This is a genomic window from Aromatoleum evansii (assembly GCF_045689615.1).
Taxonomy (GTDB): domain Bacteria; phylum Pseudomonadota; class Gammaproteobacteria; order Burkholderiales; family Rhodocyclaceae; genus Aromatoleum; species Aromatoleum evansii.
In genome coordinates this window covers 4,870,532-4,885,752 of the sequence record NZ_CP141259.1, presented here as the reverse complement: position 1 = coordinate 4,885,752, position 15,221 = coordinate 4,870,532, and the positions used below count along the sequence as shown (strand labels likewise).

Annotated in this window: 13 protein-coding genes and 1 riboswitch; of the genes, 5 read left to right on the top strand and 8 right to left on the bottom strand. The window is 68.8% G+C overall.

All coding sequences use genetic code 11. The features are described 5' to 3' along the window. Window position 1 precedes the first annotated feature (1 nt). A complete protein-coding gene (locus U5817_RS22875; protein WP_407281124.1) occupies window positions 2-991 on the bottom strand; it encodes a sirohydrochlorin chelatase in 990 nt (329 codons plus the stop codon). Continuing rightward, window positions 991-1,797, bottom strand: a complete 807-nt coding sequence (gene cobM / locus U5817_RS22870) for a precorrin-4 C(11)-methyltransferase (protein ID WP_169126315.1) — start codon at window positions 1,795-1,797, stop codon at window positions 991-993. The genes U5817_RS22875 and cobM overlap by 1 nt, the downstream gene beginning before the upstream one ends. Before the next feature lie 176 nt (window positions 1,798-1,973). Beyond that, a riboswitch (cobalamin riboswitch) is annotated at window positions 1,974-2,195 on the bottom strand. Window positions 2,196-2,367: 172 nt separating this feature from the next. On the opposite strand from cobM, the gene rquA reads away from it, so the two are divergent. Continuing rightward, window positions 2,368-3,087, top strand: a complete 720-nt coding sequence (gene rquA, locus U5817_RS22865) for a rhodoquinone biosynthesis methyltransferase RquA (RefSeq protein ID WP_169126313.1) — start codon at window positions 2,368-2,370, stop codon at window positions 3,085-3,087. 130 nt (window positions 3,088-3,217) lie between these two features. On the opposite strand, the gene U5817_RS22860 is transcribed toward rquA, so the two are convergent. Next, entirely contained in the window at window positions 3,218-4,780 is a 1,563-nt protein-coding gene (locus tag U5817_RS22860; protein WP_211166986.1) for a DEAD/DEAH box helicase, read from the bottom strand. Between the two features lie 326 nt (window positions 4,781-5,106). Here U5817_RS22860 and U5817_RS22855 point away from each other — a divergent pair, with 326 nt between their 5' ends. Beyond that, window positions 5,107-6,240, top strand: coding sequence for a M48 family metallopeptidase (locus U5817_RS22855; RefSeq protein ID WP_407278936.1), 1,134 nt, complete (start codon window positions 5,107-5,109; stop codon window positions 6,238-6,240). A gap of 44 nt (window positions 6,241-6,284) precedes the next feature. Here U5817_RS22855 and U5817_RS22850 read toward each other — a convergent pair whose 3' ends face one another. From U5817_RS22850 to cbiB, 4 genes are all read right to left on the bottom strand, one after another. Further along, on the bottom strand, window positions 6,285-7,208 hold the full coding sequence (locus U5817_RS22850) for a cobalamin-binding protein (RefSeq protein ID WP_407278935.1): 924 nt from the start codon (window positions 7,206-7,208) through the stop codon (window positions 6,285-6,287). A gap of 7 nt (window positions 7,209-7,215) precedes the next feature. Beyond that, complete coding sequence (locus tag U5817_RS22845; protein ID WP_407278934.1) at window positions 7,216-8,175, bottom strand: TIGR01212 family radical SAM protein; 960 nt, start codon at window positions 8,173-8,175, stop codon at window positions 7,216-7,218. A gap of 1 nt (window position 8,176) precedes the next feature. After that, window positions 8,177-9,160, bottom strand: coding sequence for a threonine-phosphate decarboxylase CobD (cobD, locus tag U5817_RS22840; protein ID WP_407278933.1), 984 nt, complete (start codon window positions 9,158-9,160; stop codon window positions 8,177-8,179). Between the two features lie 150 nt (window positions 9,161-9,310). Continuing rightward, a complete protein-coding gene (gene cbiB, locus U5817_RS22835) occupies window positions 9,311-10,237 on the bottom strand; it encodes an adenosylcobinamide-phosphate synthase CbiB (RefSeq protein ID WP_407278931.1) in 927 nt (308 codons plus the stop codon). 265 nt (window positions 10,238-10,502) lie between these two features. Between cbiB and U5817_RS22830 the strand changes: the two genes are divergently transcribed. Continuing rightward, window positions 10,503-11,969, top strand: a complete 1,467-nt coding sequence (locus tag U5817_RS22830) for a cobyric acid synthase (protein WP_407278930.1) — start codon at window positions 10,503-10,505, stop codon at window positions 11,967-11,969. A 121-nt stretch (window positions 11,970-12,090) separates the two neighbouring features. Here the strand turns inward: U5817_RS22830 and U5817_RS22825 are convergent, their stop codons facing one another. Beyond that, a complete protein-coding gene (locus U5817_RS22825) occupies window positions 12,091-12,873 on the bottom strand; it encodes an enoyl-CoA hydratase/isomerase family protein (protein ID WP_407278929.1) in 783 nt (260 codons plus the stop codon). Between the two features lie 203 nt (window positions 12,874-13,076). On the opposite strand from U5817_RS22825, the gene U5817_RS22820 reads away from it, so the two are divergent. Both U5817_RS22820 and U5817_RS22815 read left to right on the top strand, forming a co-directional pair. Continuing rightward, the gene (locus tag U5817_RS22820) at window positions 13,077-13,397 is read left to right on the top strand and encodes a DUF485 domain-containing protein (RefSeq protein ID WP_369333963.1); all 321 of its coding nucleotides are present in this window, start codon (window positions 13,077-13,079) and stop codon (window positions 13,395-13,397) included. After that, on the top strand, window positions 13,397-15,073 hold the full coding sequence (locus U5817_RS22815; protein ID WP_407278928.1) for a cation acetate symporter: 1,677 nt from the start codon (window positions 13,397-13,399) through the stop codon (window positions 15,071-15,073). The genes U5817_RS22820 and U5817_RS22815 overlap by 1 nt, the downstream gene beginning before the upstream one ends. Window positions 15,074-15,221 lie beyond the last annotated feature (148 nt).

Genomic DNA, 15,221 nt, shown 5'->3' with positions numbered 1-15,221 from the left:
TTCAGGCGTGGGCGTGGTGGGCGCAGCCGGCGTGCGGCCGATTGGTGGTCGATGAGTGGTGCGAACAGGCGTGACCGTGATCGTGGCCGCCGTGCGCATGACCGTGATCGTGGTGGTGGTGAGGGTGGTCGTGCCCGTCGTGCGCGTGGTGACCCGCCGTGTGGCTATGGTCGTGCAGGTGTTCGTCCTCGGCCGCGAGGCGGTACTTGCAGCCGTCGCATTCGAGCAGCGCGGTTTCACCGCTTTGTGCATCCGCGACGCGCGCCTCGACCAACTTGAAGATGCCCGGGTCGAAGCCGAAGTGCGTGCCGAGCGCGAAGGCGATCTGCGGATACTGTGCGCGTAGCCGTGCGAGCTGCGCGTCGATGCGCTCGATCAGCACGCCGGTGAAGAGATACACCGGCACCACCGCGATCTGCGTCATCCCCAGGCGTACCTGGCGTTGTACAGCCGTCTCCAGCCGCGGCCAGGTCACGCCGGTGAAGGCGAGATCGACCAACTCGTGGTCGGTATCCTCGAAGATCCAGCGCGCCATCTTCGCGAGCTCGCCGTTCGCGCCTGCGTCCGACGAGCCGCGGCCGAGCAGGATCACGCCGGTCGTGCAGGGGTCGGGCATGTGCAGTGCGCGCATCAGGCGGTCGAGCTGGCCCGTCAGCACGTCGAAGATCTCGCGCCCCATGCCGAGGTGGCGGGTGCAGTCGAAGGCCACGCCCGGATGGCGTTCGCGTGCCGCCTCGATCGCAGCCGGGATCTCCATCTTCACGTGGCCGGCCGCGTTGAGGATGAAGGGGATCACGATGACGCGCTTGACCCCGTGGGCGGCGCGGTCGAGGCCCGCGTCGAGCAGCACGTCGGCGTACTCGATGAAGCAGGCCTCGATGCGCCACTCGGGCCGGCGCTCGCGCCACGCCTGGGCAAAGCGCTCGATCTCGTCGTTGCCCGCGCGATTGCGCGAACCGTGGCCTACCAGCAGGATCGTGGTGTCTTGCATCATGCGTTCTCCGTGACAGAGGCCCGGCGGAAGCGGTGACTGAAGGCCGGGTCGTAGAGTTTGGAACGGGCGATCTCGGGCCAGTCGCGCGCGCCCAGGGCGGGGCTGGCGATGATCATGGCCTGCGAGGCGATTCTTTCTGCCTGGCACTTCTTCTTGATGTCGGCGAGGGTGCCGCGCACGACCTTCTCCTCGCCCGGCCAGCTCGCCTTCTGCACGACGAGGATCGGCGCGTCCTCCGGCCAGCCGGCGCGGCGCAGCGCGTCCTGCACCTCATGCAGCAGCGTGATCGACAGGAAGATGCATAGCGTCGTGCGGTGCGCGGCGAGCGCGTCGAGCTCCTCGCCCGCCGGCATCGGCGTGCGGCCTGCGACGCGGGTGAGGATCACCGTCTGCGTGACTTCCGGCAGCGTCAGCGTCTCGCCGGCTGCCGCGGCGGAGGCCATCGCCGACGACACCCCGGGCACCACCTTCCACGGCACCGCGGCCGCATCCAGCAGCCGTGTCATTTCGACCAGGGCGCCGTACAGCCCCGGATCCCCGGTCTGCAGGCGCACCACGGTCGCATGGCAGGAGGCCGCTTCGATCAGCCAGGCCGCCATTTCCTCCAGCGTCATGTCCTTCGAATCGCGGATCGCGCAGCCTTCCGGCGCGTGGAGCGTCGCCGCCTGGTCGACGAGCGAGCCCGCGAACAGGATGCCGCCCGCCTGTTCGAGCAGACGGCGGCCCTTCACGGTGATCAGGTCCGGGTCGCCCGGACCGGCGCCGACGAACCACACGGTTCCCGGCAGGGTATCGGAATGCATGACGCCTCCCCGCGAGTGCATTGAACACGCACCGGGGATGGCAGCAATCGACGACGCCGACGAGCGGACGCGGTCGAGTGCAACTTGAGGCTGGGTCGATGAGGCGAAACGGACGGGCCTGAGCCCGCAACGGACGCGATCGGATTCCAGTCGGCAAGCCCACACCCCGGGGCACAAACCTTCCAAATCGATCGGGCCGGTCTTCTGGCTCGCCTTCCACCGGATTCCGCCGCCTTCCCGAGCGCGAGGCTCAGTGGCGTGTGGCGGATCCGTCAGGCTTACAGCAGCGGGGGCTGCGCCGGACTGGCCGGAGGATCTGATCCTCCGACGTCACCGGACTTCCCGTTTCACCCCGGCGCGCGGTCGCACGCCGGGGAACCCGGATCGAATTCAGCGCGGAGCATAGGCGATATTCATCCCGCGATGCAAGTGTCGCTACGCCAGACGGGGCCGCTGCGACAACGGTTATCCTGCCGCCTGCCCATGCCGGGGAGTCCGCATCCCCGTGAATACGGCGAGGGTATGCACTCGGCGTTCCGCGCTTCAGCAGATCCGGTTATGCTGACGGACATGACACAGATTTCTGCCGATCCCGCCATGATGCAGCCTGCGACTAACGCCTGTGCCGTGCCGTCCTATCTGTCGCGCACCTATCACTGGGCCTATCTGAGCCATCGCACCCTGCCCTGGCTGGACAGGGAGTGGGTCGTTTCCGCCATCCTGTGGGGCAACGCCCGACGCCTGATGCGCGCGGCGGTCGAGGAGTTCGCGCCGGGGCAGCGCCTGTTGCAGGCCGCGTGTGTCTATGGGCCGTTCTCGCGCCTGCTCGCCGAGCGGGTCGGCTGCACTGGCGCCCTCGAAGTCATCGACGTCGCGCCGATCCAGGTTGCGAATGCCCGCCGCAAGCTCGACGGACTCGTGCACGCCGAGGTGCGCCAGGGCGACCTGGCGCGGCCCGATTGCCTCGCGGCCGAGTCGCATGCAGCGGTGTGCTGCTTCTTCCTGCTGCATGAAGTTCCGCCGGTCGAACGTGCGTGCATCGTGCACAACCTCCTCGGGGCGGTCGAGCCGGGGGGCAAGATCGTGTTCGTCGATTACCACCGCACGAGGCCGTGGCATCCCCTGCGTCCCGTCATGGCGCAGGTTTTCCGCTGGCTCGAGCCTTTCGCCCCTTCGCTGCTCGATGCCGACATCACCGCACTTTCGCCGCGGGGTGAGGGGTTCGAATGGACAAAGACCACCTTGTTCGGTGGTCTCTATCAAAAAGTCGTCGGGGTGCGGCGCGGCTGAACCGCGCCGTCGACCCGGAACCGGATACCGTTCGGGCTGAGCCCTTCGACTTCGCTCAGGCCAGGCCTGTCGAAGCCTGGCCGCCGCCCTTCGACAAGCTCAGGGCGAACGGACGTGTTTGGCGGATCGGTTAGCTGTCGCCGCGATTGCCCGGCTTGGCGCTGAAGAGCGCAGCCCGCGGCGCGGGGCTGCGCCCCGAGTCCGGACGTGCCGCTGCGCGCGGCGCATCGGCCGTGCGCGGCGCGCGGTTGGCACCTGCTTCCTGAGCGCGCGGTGCACCGCTCCGGTTCGCTTCGCCGTTGCGTGCAGTGCGATTGCCTTGCGCCTCGCCGCTGCGGGCCGGGCGATTCGCCGGCTTGCCACCGTTGGCCGCTGCGCCCTGCGTGCCCTGGCGTGAGGGCTGGCGGTTCGCCCCATGCGCCTGCGCCCGCGGCGCGGGACGTTCGGTCTGCGGCTGGCGCGGCGCGCGTCCGTCGTTGCGCCGTCCCGACGACTGGCGCGGATCGCGCGGCGGGCGGTCGTTGTCGCCCGGATCGGGCGCGTGGGTCACGAATTCCGGCACGGTGGCGCGCTCGATGGTGCGCTTGATCAGGCGCTCGATCGACGCAAGATAAGGCCGCTCCTCGCTGTCGACGAAGGAGATCGCCTTGCCCGTCGCGCCGGCGCGGCCGGTGCGGCCGATGCGGTGCACGTAGTCTTCCGGCACGTTCGGCAGTTCGAAATTCACCACCTGCGGCAGCTGGTCGATGTCCAGTCCGCGCGCCGCGATGTCGGTCGCGACCAGCACCGGCAGCGAGTTGTCCTTGAACTGCGACAGCGCGCGCGTGCGTGCCGCCTGGCTCTTGTTGCCGTGGATCGCCGCGGCCGGAATGCCGTGCTTGCCGAGGTATTCGGCCAGCCGGTTGGCGCCGTGCTTGGTGCGCGTGAACACCAGCACCTGGTGCCAGTCGTGCTCCTTCACCAGATGCACGAGCAGGTCGCGCTTCTGCTTCTGCGGCACCGAATACACGGACTGCTCGACCAGTTCGGTGGTCGTGTTGCGGCGTGCAACCTCGACGCAGCCGGGGTTGTTCAGCAGGCCGTTGGCGAGCGAGCGGATCTCGTCCGAGAAGGTCGCCGAGAACAGCAGGTTCTGGCGCTGCTTCGGCAGCAGCGCGAGCACCTTGCGGATGTCGCGGATGAAGCCCATGTCCAGCATGCGGTCGGCCTCGTCGAGGACGAGGATCTCCACCCCGGACAGGTCCACCGTCTTCTGCCCGGCATGGTCCAGCAGGCGTCCCGGGGTCGCGACGAGGATGTCGACGCGCTTCTTCAGCGCCGCGATCTGCGGATTGATGTTCACGCCGCCGAACATGACCATCGACGTGAGCGGCAGGTGCTTGCCGTAGGTCTGCACGGATTCCTCGACCTGCGCCGCGAGCTCGCGCGTCGGGGTCAGGATCAGGCAGCGCGGACGACCGGCTTTCGGGGCGCTGGCCGAGGTGGTGGACAGCCGGTGCAGCAGCGGCAGCGTGAAGCCCGCGGTCTTGCCGGTGCCGGTCTGGGCGGCGGCAAGCAGGTCGCCACCGGCCAGCACCAGCGGAATGGCCTGTGCCTGGATCGGCGTCGGTTGCGTGTAGCCGGATTCGGAAATGGCGCGCAAAAGGGGTTCGGCCAGTCCGAGACTGGCGAAGGAAACTTCGGAAGTGATCAAGAAGAATGCTCCAGCGACGGCCTGTCGCTGCGTTAGAGCGACACCAATCGAGGCGGGCGGGGTAGTGCGACCGTAGAAGGTGGTCGCAACGGGGGTGTATCGGAGGGCCTGCGACCGATTGGTCAAGGACACAGGTGTTGCGATTCTACACTTTTTTTCTGCGGCGCAACAATAGTCGTGCGCGGCGGTTTCCCACGTTTTGCGCTGCTTTTACATTGATTTGTATGCAAATTGTTGGTTCGTGTATCACTAAGGTGCAATGTTGCGCTTACTTCTTGTTAAGTATATTCCGCGTTTCGATCATGGTTTATCGGGGTGCCTCGTTCATGGCAGCAGTCCAAAACCGCCTCTCGCGCACTCGCGCGCGCCTCGCTCGCCGGCTCGGCCTGCGTGCCACGGCAGGCCTCTCGGCAATGGGGCTGCTCGCCTTCGCGCTAGGCGTCGCCGTGGTGCAATTGGTGGCCGAAACCTGGTCCGCCCTGGTTGCGGGGAACGTGTTGCTGGCGCTGGTTGCGGTCGTGAGCTTCCTGATCGCGACGGCCTTGTGCGTGCTCGTGTGCGGCTGGCTGTTCGCGCCGGTTGCCCGCCCCGACGGCGTGCGCCTGCCGCAGGAACTCGCGCAAGGGCTGTTCCGCCTCATCGAGCGCACCGGCAACCGTTTCGGCGGCATCCGCATCGACGCCGTGTGGGTCGTGGGAGACATGAACGCAGCGATTCTGCAGCGGCCACGCTGGGGCTGGGTCGGGCCGCTGGAAACCCACCTGATGATCGGCCTGCCGCTGGCGCACAGCGTCACCCGGCGCCAGTTCGGCGCGATCCTTGCGCACGAGTTCGCCCACCTTGCCGCGCAGCGCCGCGGGCTGGACGGCTGGTGGGGGCATCTGCGCGCGTGGTGGTTCCGTGCGCTCGACCGTTGCATCGAGGATGCGCCGCGCCTTGGCCGCGCGCTGGACAAGTGGACCGCAGGCGACCTGAGCGCGGCGATGCGCCTGTCGCGATTGGAGGAATTCGAAGCCGACGCCGGCGCGGCGCGCGTGGTCGGTGCCCAGCGGGTGGGCGAGGCGCTCGTCGAGGTCGCGCTGAAGGAGCGTTTCCTCAATGAGGACTACTGGCGCAAGATCATGGCGCAAAGCCGCTCCACGCCCCAGCCGCTGATCCGCCCCTTCCGCGAGATGGGCCTGGGTGTGCTTGCGGGGTTCCGCCGACCGCAGCCCGGCCCGGTGGACATCCTCGACATGTTCGGTGGCGCCGCGTCGGAGGCGGACTTCCACCCCACGCTGGCCGAGCGCCTGCGCGTGCTGCGCGTCGATCCCGAGGTCCCCGTGCACGGCGGCGAGTCGCTGGCCAACACCTATCTCGGCCCCATCCTGCCGACGCTGTCATGGGTGTTCGACCGCGCCTGGTGGCAGGACTCGCGGCGCGACTGGCGCCAGCGCTACGAGCGCGCCCGCCGCTCCTGAGCGCAGCCGGGGCGCTTGGTCACAATCCCTCCGTTCTCCCCGCGTCACCTGGTCCCGGCGGGGCGTTTGCCGCGCGCCATCTCGAGCTGGTCGCACAGCATCGCCGCTCCGTCGAGGATGCGCGGCGTGTGGCGCTGGATCAGCTCTGGCGGCACGAAATAGAGGTTGTCGCGCGCGGTTGCGGCGAGCTTCGGCCAGCGCTTCCAGCTGTCCAGCCATTCCGGCCGTGCCTCGCCCATGCCGCTCGCGACGATCACCTCGGGGTCGGCCGCCAGGACGCTTTCCACGCCAATCGTCGGCGCCAGCTGCGCCAGCTTCGCGAACACATTCTCGCCGCCGCACAGGCGGATCACGTCCGAGATCAGGTGCTCGTCGTTGATCGTCATCAGCGGCTTGTCCCAGATCTGGTAGAACATCCGCACGCGCGGACGTTGTCCGAAGCTCGTGGCGAGCGCCCCCTTGCGCGCCCGGAATGCGTCCGCCGCAGCGCGCCCCGCCGCGTCGGTGCCGGCGAGCCGGCCGATGGTTTCCAGGCTGCGCGCGACGTCGTCCAGGCTGCGCGGCTCGTTCAGGAAGACCGGGATGCCCAGCGCCGCGAGCTTGTCCAGGTGCGCGTCGCGGTTGCCGCTCTTCCACGCGATCACGAGGTCGGGTTTGAGCGCGGCGACCGCCTCCATGTCGACATTGGTGTAGCCGCCCACGCGCGGCAGCTTGCGCGCCGCCTCGGGGTAATCGCTGTATGCCACCGCCCCGACGACGCGCTCGCCCGCGCCCGCGGCGAACAGCAGTTCGGTGACGTGAGGGGCGAGGCTCACGATACGCAGGGCGGGGCGTGCGAGCTTCACCTCGCGGCCGGTGTCGTCGCGCATCGCGATCTCCGCCTGGGTGCCGGTTGCTGCTAAGGCGGTAGCGACGAGGAGCGTTGCGAGGGCCGCACTGCGGCGGGAAAGGGCTGGGCGGCGTGGCATCGGTGTCTCAGTTCGGGTGCAGCGCGGCGCGTTGCACCGGGGTGGGCCGGGAAGTATGTGCCAGCGGGCGGGCGGTGAGGCAGCCCTGCGCGCCGTGCGCCGCGAGCCGGCGCGCGATCTCGTGGATGCCCTCGAATCGGCCGGCGCACCACGCGGGGGCGAGCAGCGTCGGGGCGTTGGCGGTCGCGGACACGCGGTGATAGACGACCTCCGCAGGCGTGCGCCGGATCATCTCCGCGGCGACGTCGGCGTAATGTGCGGCGTCCGGCGGTGCGACCTCGCCGCGGCGCCACGCGGCCGCGAGGCGGCTGCCCTTGACGATCATCAGCGGGTGCAGCTTCAGCCCCTCGACGCCCAGTTCCAGCACGCGCTCCAGCGTGTCGAGACTGCGCTCGGGCGCCTCGCCGGGCAGGCCGACGATCAGGTGCGTGCACACCGGGATCCCGCGTGCGTGCGCGCGCGCCGTCGCATCCGCATAGGCTGCGAAGCCGTGGCCGCGATTGACGCGGGCGAGGGTGTCGTCGAAGGCGCTCTGCAGGCCCAGTTCCAGCCACACCTCGTAGCCGCGCTCGCGGTAGCCGGCGAGCAGGTCGAGGGCCGCGTCGGGCACGCAGTCGGGGCGCGTGCCGACGCACAGGCCGACGATGTCCGCCCCGGTCAGCGCCTCCTCGTACAGCCGCTGCAGCGTCGCGACCTCCGCATAGGTGCTGGTGTAGGCCTGGAAGTACGCGAGGTAGCGCCGCGCGCGGTCGGCGCGGACTCGCCCGGCTTCGAGCTGCTGCGCGATCGGCGCCTCGGCCTCGTCGCTGAAGGAGCGCACGTTGCAGAAGGTGCAGCCGCCGCGCCCGAGCGTGCCGTCCCGGTTGGGGCAGGTGAAGTTCGCGTGCAGCGGCAGCTTGTGCACGCGTTCGCCGAAGCGCGCGCGCAGGTGCCGGCCTATCGTGTTGACGTAATGGTCGAGCTGCACGTCAGGCGGGGCCGTGCAGGTTGTCGAGCGCCGCGGCGAGACGGCTCCAGCCGGCCTCGTCCGGCGGCAGGCCGAAACGCAGGCTCGCCGGCTCGTCGAAGCGGCGCACAAGGATGCCGGCGCGCGCGAGGCGGTCCTGCACCGCCTGGGCGTCCGGGCGCCGCACCCACTGGAAGAGCGCCGGCCCGGCGGGCTCGCCGAGGCCGCTGTGCCGCAGCAGCGTGGCGAGACGCGCGGCTTCGCCCTGCAGGCGCTCGCGCATCGCGTCCTGCCACGCCCGGTCGGCCAGTGCCGCGCGCGCGACGTGGCGGGCGGGGCCGCTCAGCGTCCACGGCCCGAGGAGGTCGGCCAGGCTTTCGCGCAATGCCGCCGGTGCCAGCACGAAGCCCACGCGCGCCCCGGCCAGCCCGAAGAACTTGCCCAGCGAGCGCAGCACCACGAGCCTGTCGCGTCCGGCGGCGACTGCCAGGCTCTCGGCAGGCTCGGTGTCGATGAACGCCTCGTCCACCACCAGCCAGCCGCCGCGCGCAGCCAGTCGCGCGTGCCAGCCGAGGAGGCGCTCGCGCGGGAAGCGAGCGCCCGACGGGTTGTTGGGATGCACGAGGAGCAGCACGTCGGTGTCGTCGATCGCCGCGTCGATTTCCTCCGCAGCGAGCGCGCGCAGCGTGCGACCGCGCCAGGCTTGCGGATGCTCGGCATAGGTCGGCGCGAGCACCGTCACCCGTTCGCCGGGAATCAGGGCCGGCAGCGCCTGGATGGCGGGCTGCGAGCCTGCCACCGGCAGCAGCTGGTCGGTGCCGTAGTAGGCTGCGGCGGCGGCCTCGAGCCCGTCGCCGTCCTCGGGCAGGCGGTGCCAGGCGGCTGCCGGAACGGGCGGGACCGGCCAGGCGTGCGGATTGATGCCCGTCGACAGGTCCAGCCAGTCGGCGAGCGGGATGCCGTAGTGCTGCGCCGCACGGCGCAGGCGTCCGCCGTGTTCAAGCATGGGCGTGCTCCCTGCGGGTGGCTTCCGCTGCGACTCGGTGCCGATGATTCTCCTGTGGGAGCGGCTTCAGCCGCGAATGGGCTATGCAGCAGGCGACACCGCCCATTCGCGGCTGAAGCCGCTCCCACATGGATGCATGCGCGAATCCCTTCATCTCGTTCCCGCCAGTGCCGCGAGCACTGCCCCGGCGGCGGCGGCCCCCGCCCACAGCAGCATGCCGCGTTGCATCAGTTGCACCGCCGCGCGCACGCTGGCGGCGTCGGGCGTGCGGCCGCAGCCGAGCGGCGGGCGGACCTCCTCGCGGCCGTGGTAGATCGCCGCGCCGCCGAGCTGCACGCCCAGCGCACCCGCGCCCGCGGCCATCACCGGCCCGGCGTTGGGGCTGTCCCACGCTGGCGCCTGCGCGCGCCAGCACGCCAGCGCGTCGCGGCTGCGGCCGAGCAGGGCGTAGGTCAGCGCGGTGAGCCGCGCTGGCAGCCAGTTCAGCACATCGTCGAGGCGCGCCGCCGCCCAGCCGAAGCGGATGAAGCGTTCCGTGCGGTAGCCCCACATCGCGTCCAGCGTGTTGGCGAGGCGAAACACCAGCGCGCCGGCGCCGCCCGCGACGCAGAACCAGAACAGCGCGCCGAACACCGCATCGTTGCCGTTCTCCAGCACCGACTCGGTGCCCGCCTTGGCGACGCCGGCATCGTCCAGCGCACGCGTGTCGCGGCTGACGATCCAGCCCACGCGCTCGCGCGCCATGTCGAGGTCCCCGGCCGCGAGCGGTGCGGCGATGGCCTCTGCATGCTGCGCGAGGCTGCGCGCGCCGAGCGCGAAATACAGCAGGCCGATGTCGACGACCCAGTGCGCGGCGGGATGGCTTACGCGCAGCCACAGCGCGAGTGCGAGCCACGGCCCGATCGCCAGCAGCCACGCAAGCAGTCCGCCCGCGCGGGTCGGCAGCTGCGGGCGCAGGCGCGCTTCCAGCCAACCGGCCCAGCGGCCGAAACCGACCAGCGGATGCCAGCGGCGCGGCTCGCCGAGCAGGTGGTCGAGCGCGATGCCGGCGAGGAGTTTGACGAACAGGGAAATCATCGGCGCGAAGCAATCAAGGCGGAAATTCAGTACAACCGTCTGCTCTGAGTCCTTCGACTGGCTCAGGACAGGCTTGTCGAAGAGCACGGGCAGGGCTTCGACAGGCTCAGCCCGAACGGTATTTTCACTTCCGGGTTAGCAAGTCGGCAATCAACAACAACCGTTCGCCCTGAGCCTGTCGAAGGGCTCCGCCCGAACGGTGTTTAGTTGCGGCGTTAGTAATCGGCGATAATCCGCCGCTTTGAACGAGCCGGGATTCTACGCCATGCCGCAAGCAATCACCCTGATGGTGCAGGGAACGACCTCCGATGCGGGCAAGAGCACGCTGGTCGCGGGCATCGCGCGGGTGCTGGCGCGTCGCGGCGTGCGCGTGGCGCCGTTCAAGCCGCAGAACATGGCGCTCAACTCGGCGGTGACGGCGGACGGCGGCGAAATCGGCCGCGCGCAGGCGCTGCAGGCGCTCGCCGCGGGCGTGGCACCGCATACCGACTTCAATCCCGTGCTGCTCAAGCCCTCCACCGACATCGGCGCGCAGGTCGTCATCCACGGCAAGGTCGCCGCCAACCTGTCTGCGCGCGACTACCACGCCTACAAGCCGACCGCGATGAAGGCCGTGATGCAGTCCTGGGACCGCCTCACGAGTGCCTACGATTGTGTGCTGGTCGAAGGCGCGGGGAGCCCGGCGGAGATCAACCTGCGCGATCGCGACATCGCCAACATGGGCTTCGCCGAAGCCGCCGACGTGCCGGTGATCCTCGTCGCCGACATCGACCGCGGCGGCGTGTTCGCCCATCTCGTGGGCACCCTCGAGCTGCTGTCGCCATCGGAGCAGGCGCGCGTGAAAGGCTTCGTCATCAACCGCTTTCGCGGTGACATCGGCCTGCTGCAGTCCGGCCTGGATTGGCTGGAGGAACGCACCGGCCGGCCGGTGCTGGGCGTGCTGCCCTACCTGCACGGCCTCTTCCTCGACGCCGAGGACGCGCTCGGCGAGGCTCGTGTCGACAAGCGCGAAGCGCGCCTGCGCGTCGTCGCGCCGGTCTATCCGCGCATCTCCAATCACACCGACCTCGACGCGCTGCGCCTGCATCCGCAGGTCGATTTCCGCTGGGTCGGCCCGGGCCAGGCCATACCGCCCGCCGACCTGATCGTGCTGCCCGGATCCAAGAGCGTGCAGGCCGACCTCGCCTGGCTGCGTGCGCAGGGTTGGGAGCCCGCGATCAAGCGGCACCTGCGCTACGGCGGCAAGGTGATCGGCATCTGCGGCGGCTTCCAGATGCTCGGTGGTGCGCTGGCCGACCCGCTGGGGCTCGAAGGAAGCGCGAACACCGCCGCGGGGCTGGGCCTGCTCGACATGGAAACGGTGCTGGAAGCCGAAAAACAGCTCGAAAACCGCAGCGGGAGTCTGTGCCTGCCGGGCGGAGCGGCGGTCGCCGGCTACGAGATCCACATGGGCGTGAGCCGCGGCGCGGCGCTCGAGCGCCCAGCGCTACGCTTCGCCGACGGGCGCCCCGATGGTGCGCTGTCGGCCGACGGGCAGATCCTCGGAACCTACCTGCACGGTCTGTTCGACGCGCCGGAAGCCCTGTCCGCGCTGCTCGCGTGGGCCGGGGCGGGGGAGGTCGAGACGGTCGATCTTGCGGCGCGGCGCGAAGCGGATCTCGATCGCCTGGCGGACAGCGTGGCGACGAATCTGGATCTTTCGGCGGTGCTGCCGGCAGCGTGGGGTGCGTGATCGCATGCCGGCGACCGGATGTTGTTGTGGGAGGGGCTTCAGCCGCGAATCCAGCGCTTCGGCATAGTGACGCGCCAATTCGCGGCTGAAGCCGCTCCCACAGGGGCCTGGAGGGGGCCGATCAGCGCCCGGTGAACACCGGTTTGCGCTTCGCGAAGAAGGCTTCGAGGCCCTCCTTGTAGTCGTCGGTCGCGAGGAAGTCGAAGGCTGCGCGCTTTTCTTCGTCGCTCAAGGCGCCGCCGCGCATCAGCCGGTGCACCCACTGCTTGTGCCAGCGCGCAACCAGCGGCGCGCCGGCGACGATGCGCGCGGCGCTCGCGCGGGCCTCGTCGAGCACCTTCTCGTCGTCGGTCACGCGCGTCAGCAAGCCCTTCTGCAGCGCCTCGCGCGCGTCGAGGATGCGCCCCTCGAGCAGGATCTCCAGCAGCACCGCCGGGCCGACCAGATCCAGCAGGCCCGCCATCTCGCCCGGATACATCGAGAAGCCCAGGCGGTTGATCGGCGCGCCGAACCGTGCCGACTCGCCCGCGATGCGCAGGTCGCAACAGCCGGCGATCTCCAGGCCGCCGCCGACGCAGGCCCCCTGAATCGCGGCAACCGTGGGAATTGCGCACGCGCGGATCGCATCCAGCGCCGCCGCGACCAGCGTGTCGTGGTAGTGCAGCGCGTCGTCTACGGTCGCGCGCACGGTCAGGAATTCCTCGATGTCGCCGCCCGCCGCGAAGGCCTTGTCGCCTGCGCCGCGCAGGATCACGCAGCGCAGCGCGGGCGTTGCAGCGATGCGCTCGAAGGCTTCACGCAGCGCGACCCACATCGCGGAATCGATCGCGTTGAGCTTGTCGGGGTTGGAGAGGGTCAGCGTGGCGATGTCGCCATCGGTGGAAAAGAAGATCTCGCCGCTCATGTCCGGGGTCCCTCGCTCGTTTCGGGAATGGTAGAAAAATTCAATTTATCAAGGAATTAAAAAAACTCCATACGTAGTGGTATGGAGTCTTGTAGATGATATATCATCCGCCCGTCGGCACCGGTGCGACAGACATCGGGTCGGCTGAAGGAGGAATGTGGAGGAGCAGCGTGACATCGTTGCTTTTCTTGGAGGGAGAGGGAATGTCGGTTTCAATGTATGCGCACATCAGGCGCAATCCGCGTTTTGCGGAACTCGTCGCGAAGCGGACCCGCTTTGCCACGATCCTGTCGATCGTCGTGCTGGCGATCTTCTACGGCTTCGTGATGCTCGTCGCGTTCGCGCCCGGGCTCATCGCGCAGCGGCTGTCGGAAGGCAGCAACCTGACCTTCGGCGTCGCCGTCGGCCTGTTCCAGTTCGTGTTCTTCTGGGTGCTGACCCTGGTCTATGTGCGTCGCGCCAACGGCGAGTTCGACGACATCAACAATGAAATCGTGCGCGCTGCGCTGAAGGAGGAAAAATAATGAAAGCCTCCGTTATTTCGCGCCTGGCCGCCGGCCTGTTCTCGCTGTCCGTGGCCGCTTCGGCCGTTGCCGGCGATGCCATCGCCCAGACGGAAAAGCAGGGCCTCAACCTGCACGCAATCCTGATGTTCTTCGTCTTCGTGATGCTGACGCTGGGCATCACCTACTGGGCCGCCTCGCGTACCAAGTCGACGTCGGACTTCTACACCGCCGGCGGCGGCATCACCGGCTGGCAGAACGGCCTGGCGATCGCCGGTGACTACATGTCCGCCGCGACCCTGCTCGGCCTGACCGCGATGATGTACACGCAGGGTGTCGATGCGTACATCTACATGATCGCCTTCTTCGTCGGCTGGCCCATCATCCTGTTCCTGATGGCCGAACGCCTGCGCAACCTCGGCAAGTTCACCTTCGCCGACATCACCGCCTACCGCCTCGACCAGGGCAAGGTACGCACGATGGCCGCCGTCAGCTCGCTGACCGTCGTGTGCTTCTACCTCGTCGCCCAGATGGTCGGCGCCGGCCAGCTCATCAAGCTGCTGTTCGGTCTCGACTACAACATCGCGCTGTTCGTGGTCGGCGCGCTGATGATGGTGTACGTCACCTTCGGCGGCATGGTCGCGACGACCTGGGTGCAGATCATCAAGGCCTGCATGCTGCTGATCGGTGGCACCTCCGTGATGCTGCTGGCGTTCAGCCAGTTCGGCTTCAGCTTCGACGAGCTGACCACCCGCGCGATGGAAGTGCACAAGCTGGGCGGCAAGCTGCTCGCCCCGGGCAGCCTGCTCGCCGACCCGGTCACCGCGATCTCGCTCGGCCTGGGCCTGATGTTCGGCACCGCCGGCCTGCCGCACATCCTGATGCGCTTCTTCACCGTCACCGACGCCAAGGAAGCGCGCAAGTCGGTGCTCTACGCCTCGGGTATCGTCGCGTACTTCTTCAACGTCATCGCCATCATGGGCCTGTGCGCGATCCTCATCGTCGGCACCAACCCCGAGTTCTTCGAGGGCGGCCAGATCGGCGGCAAGGTCATCGGCGGCGGCAACATGATCGCCATGCACCTCGCCAAGGCGGTCGGCGGCAACCTGCTGCTGGGCTTCCTGTCGGCCGTGGCCTTCGCGACCATCCTCGCGGTCGTCGCCGGTCTCGCACTGGCGGGCGCCTCGGCGATCTCGCACGACATCTACGCCCGCGTCATCATGAAGGGCAAGGCGTCGGAAACCACCGAGCTGAAGGTGTCGAAGTTCGCCACCATCGGCCTCGGCATCGTCGCGATCCTGCTCGGCATGGCCTTCGAGAAGATGAACATCGCGTTCATGGTTGCGCTGGCCTTCGGCGTGGCGGCCTCGGCCAACTTCCCGGTGCTGATCCTGTCGATGTACTGGAAGGGCCTGACCACCCGTGGCGCGCTGTGGGGCGGCTACTGCGGCCTCGCCAGCGCCGTGACCTTCGTCGTGCTGTCGAAGTCGGTGTGGGTCGACGTGCTGCACAATGCGGCCGCGATCTTCCCCTACACGCAGCCGGCCCTGTTTTCGATGCCGATCGCCTTCATCCTCGCGATCGTGGTGTCGAAGATGGACTCCAGCGTTGCCGCACAAAAGGAAATCGAAGCCTTCGACGACCAGTACGTGCGTGCGCAGACGGGCGTGGGCGCAGCGACCGCTGCGTCGCACTAAGCGTCAGCAGGAAGTCCGCGACACGTCATGTGTCGCGGCTTGATACGCAAACCCCCGCGAGGCCAACGCCTCGCGGGGGTTTGTTCTTTTTGAGGTGTTACCGTCAATCCTTCCAAAACGCCGACATGTCGGCGTCGCGCCCACGGTT

Bases quoted from the DNA above. Each gene is read 5' to 3' on its own strand.
- U5817_RS22875 (WP_407281124.1), bottom strand. From the start codon at position 991: ATGCAAGACACCACGATCCTGCTGGTAGGCCACGGTTCGCGCAATCGC.
- cobM (WP_169126315.1), bottom strand. From the start codon at position 1,797: ATGCATTCCGATACCCTGCCGGGAACCGTGTGGTTCGTCGGCGCCGGT.
- rquA (WP_169126313.1), top strand. From the start codon at position 2,368: ATGACACAGATTTCTGCCGATCCCGCCATGATGCAGCCTGCGACTAAC.
- U5817_RS22855 (WP_407278936.1), top strand. From the start codon at position 5,107: ATGGCAGCAGTCCAAAACCGCCTCTCGCGCACTCGCGCGCGCCTCGCT.
- U5817_RS22850 (WP_407278935.1), bottom strand. From the start codon at position 7,208: ATGCCACGCCGCCCAGCCCTTTCCCGCCGCAGTGCGGCCCTCGCAACG.
- cobD (WP_407278933.1), bottom strand. From the start codon at position 9,160: ATGCTTGAACACGGCGGACGCCTGCGCCGTGCGGCGCAGCACTACGGC.
- cbiB (WP_407278931.1), bottom strand. From the start codon at position 10,237: ATGATTTCCCTGTTCGTCAAACTCCTCGCCGGCATCGCGCTCGACCAC.
- U5817_RS22830 (WP_407278930.1), top strand. From the start codon at position 10,503: ATGCCGCAAGCAATCACCCTGATGGTGCAGGGAACGACCTCCGATGCG.
- U5817_RS22825 (WP_407278929.1), bottom strand. From the start codon at position 12,873: ATGAGCGGCGAGATCTTCTTTTCCACCGATGGCGACATCGCCACGCTG.
- U5817_RS22820 (WP_369333963.1), top strand. From the start codon at position 13,077: ATGTCGGTTTCAATGTATGCGCACATCAGGCGCAATCCGCGTTTTGCG.
- U5817_RS22815 (WP_407278928.1), top strand. From the start codon at position 13,397: ATGAAAGCCTCCGTTATTTCGCGCCTGGCCGCCGGCCTGTTCTCGCTG.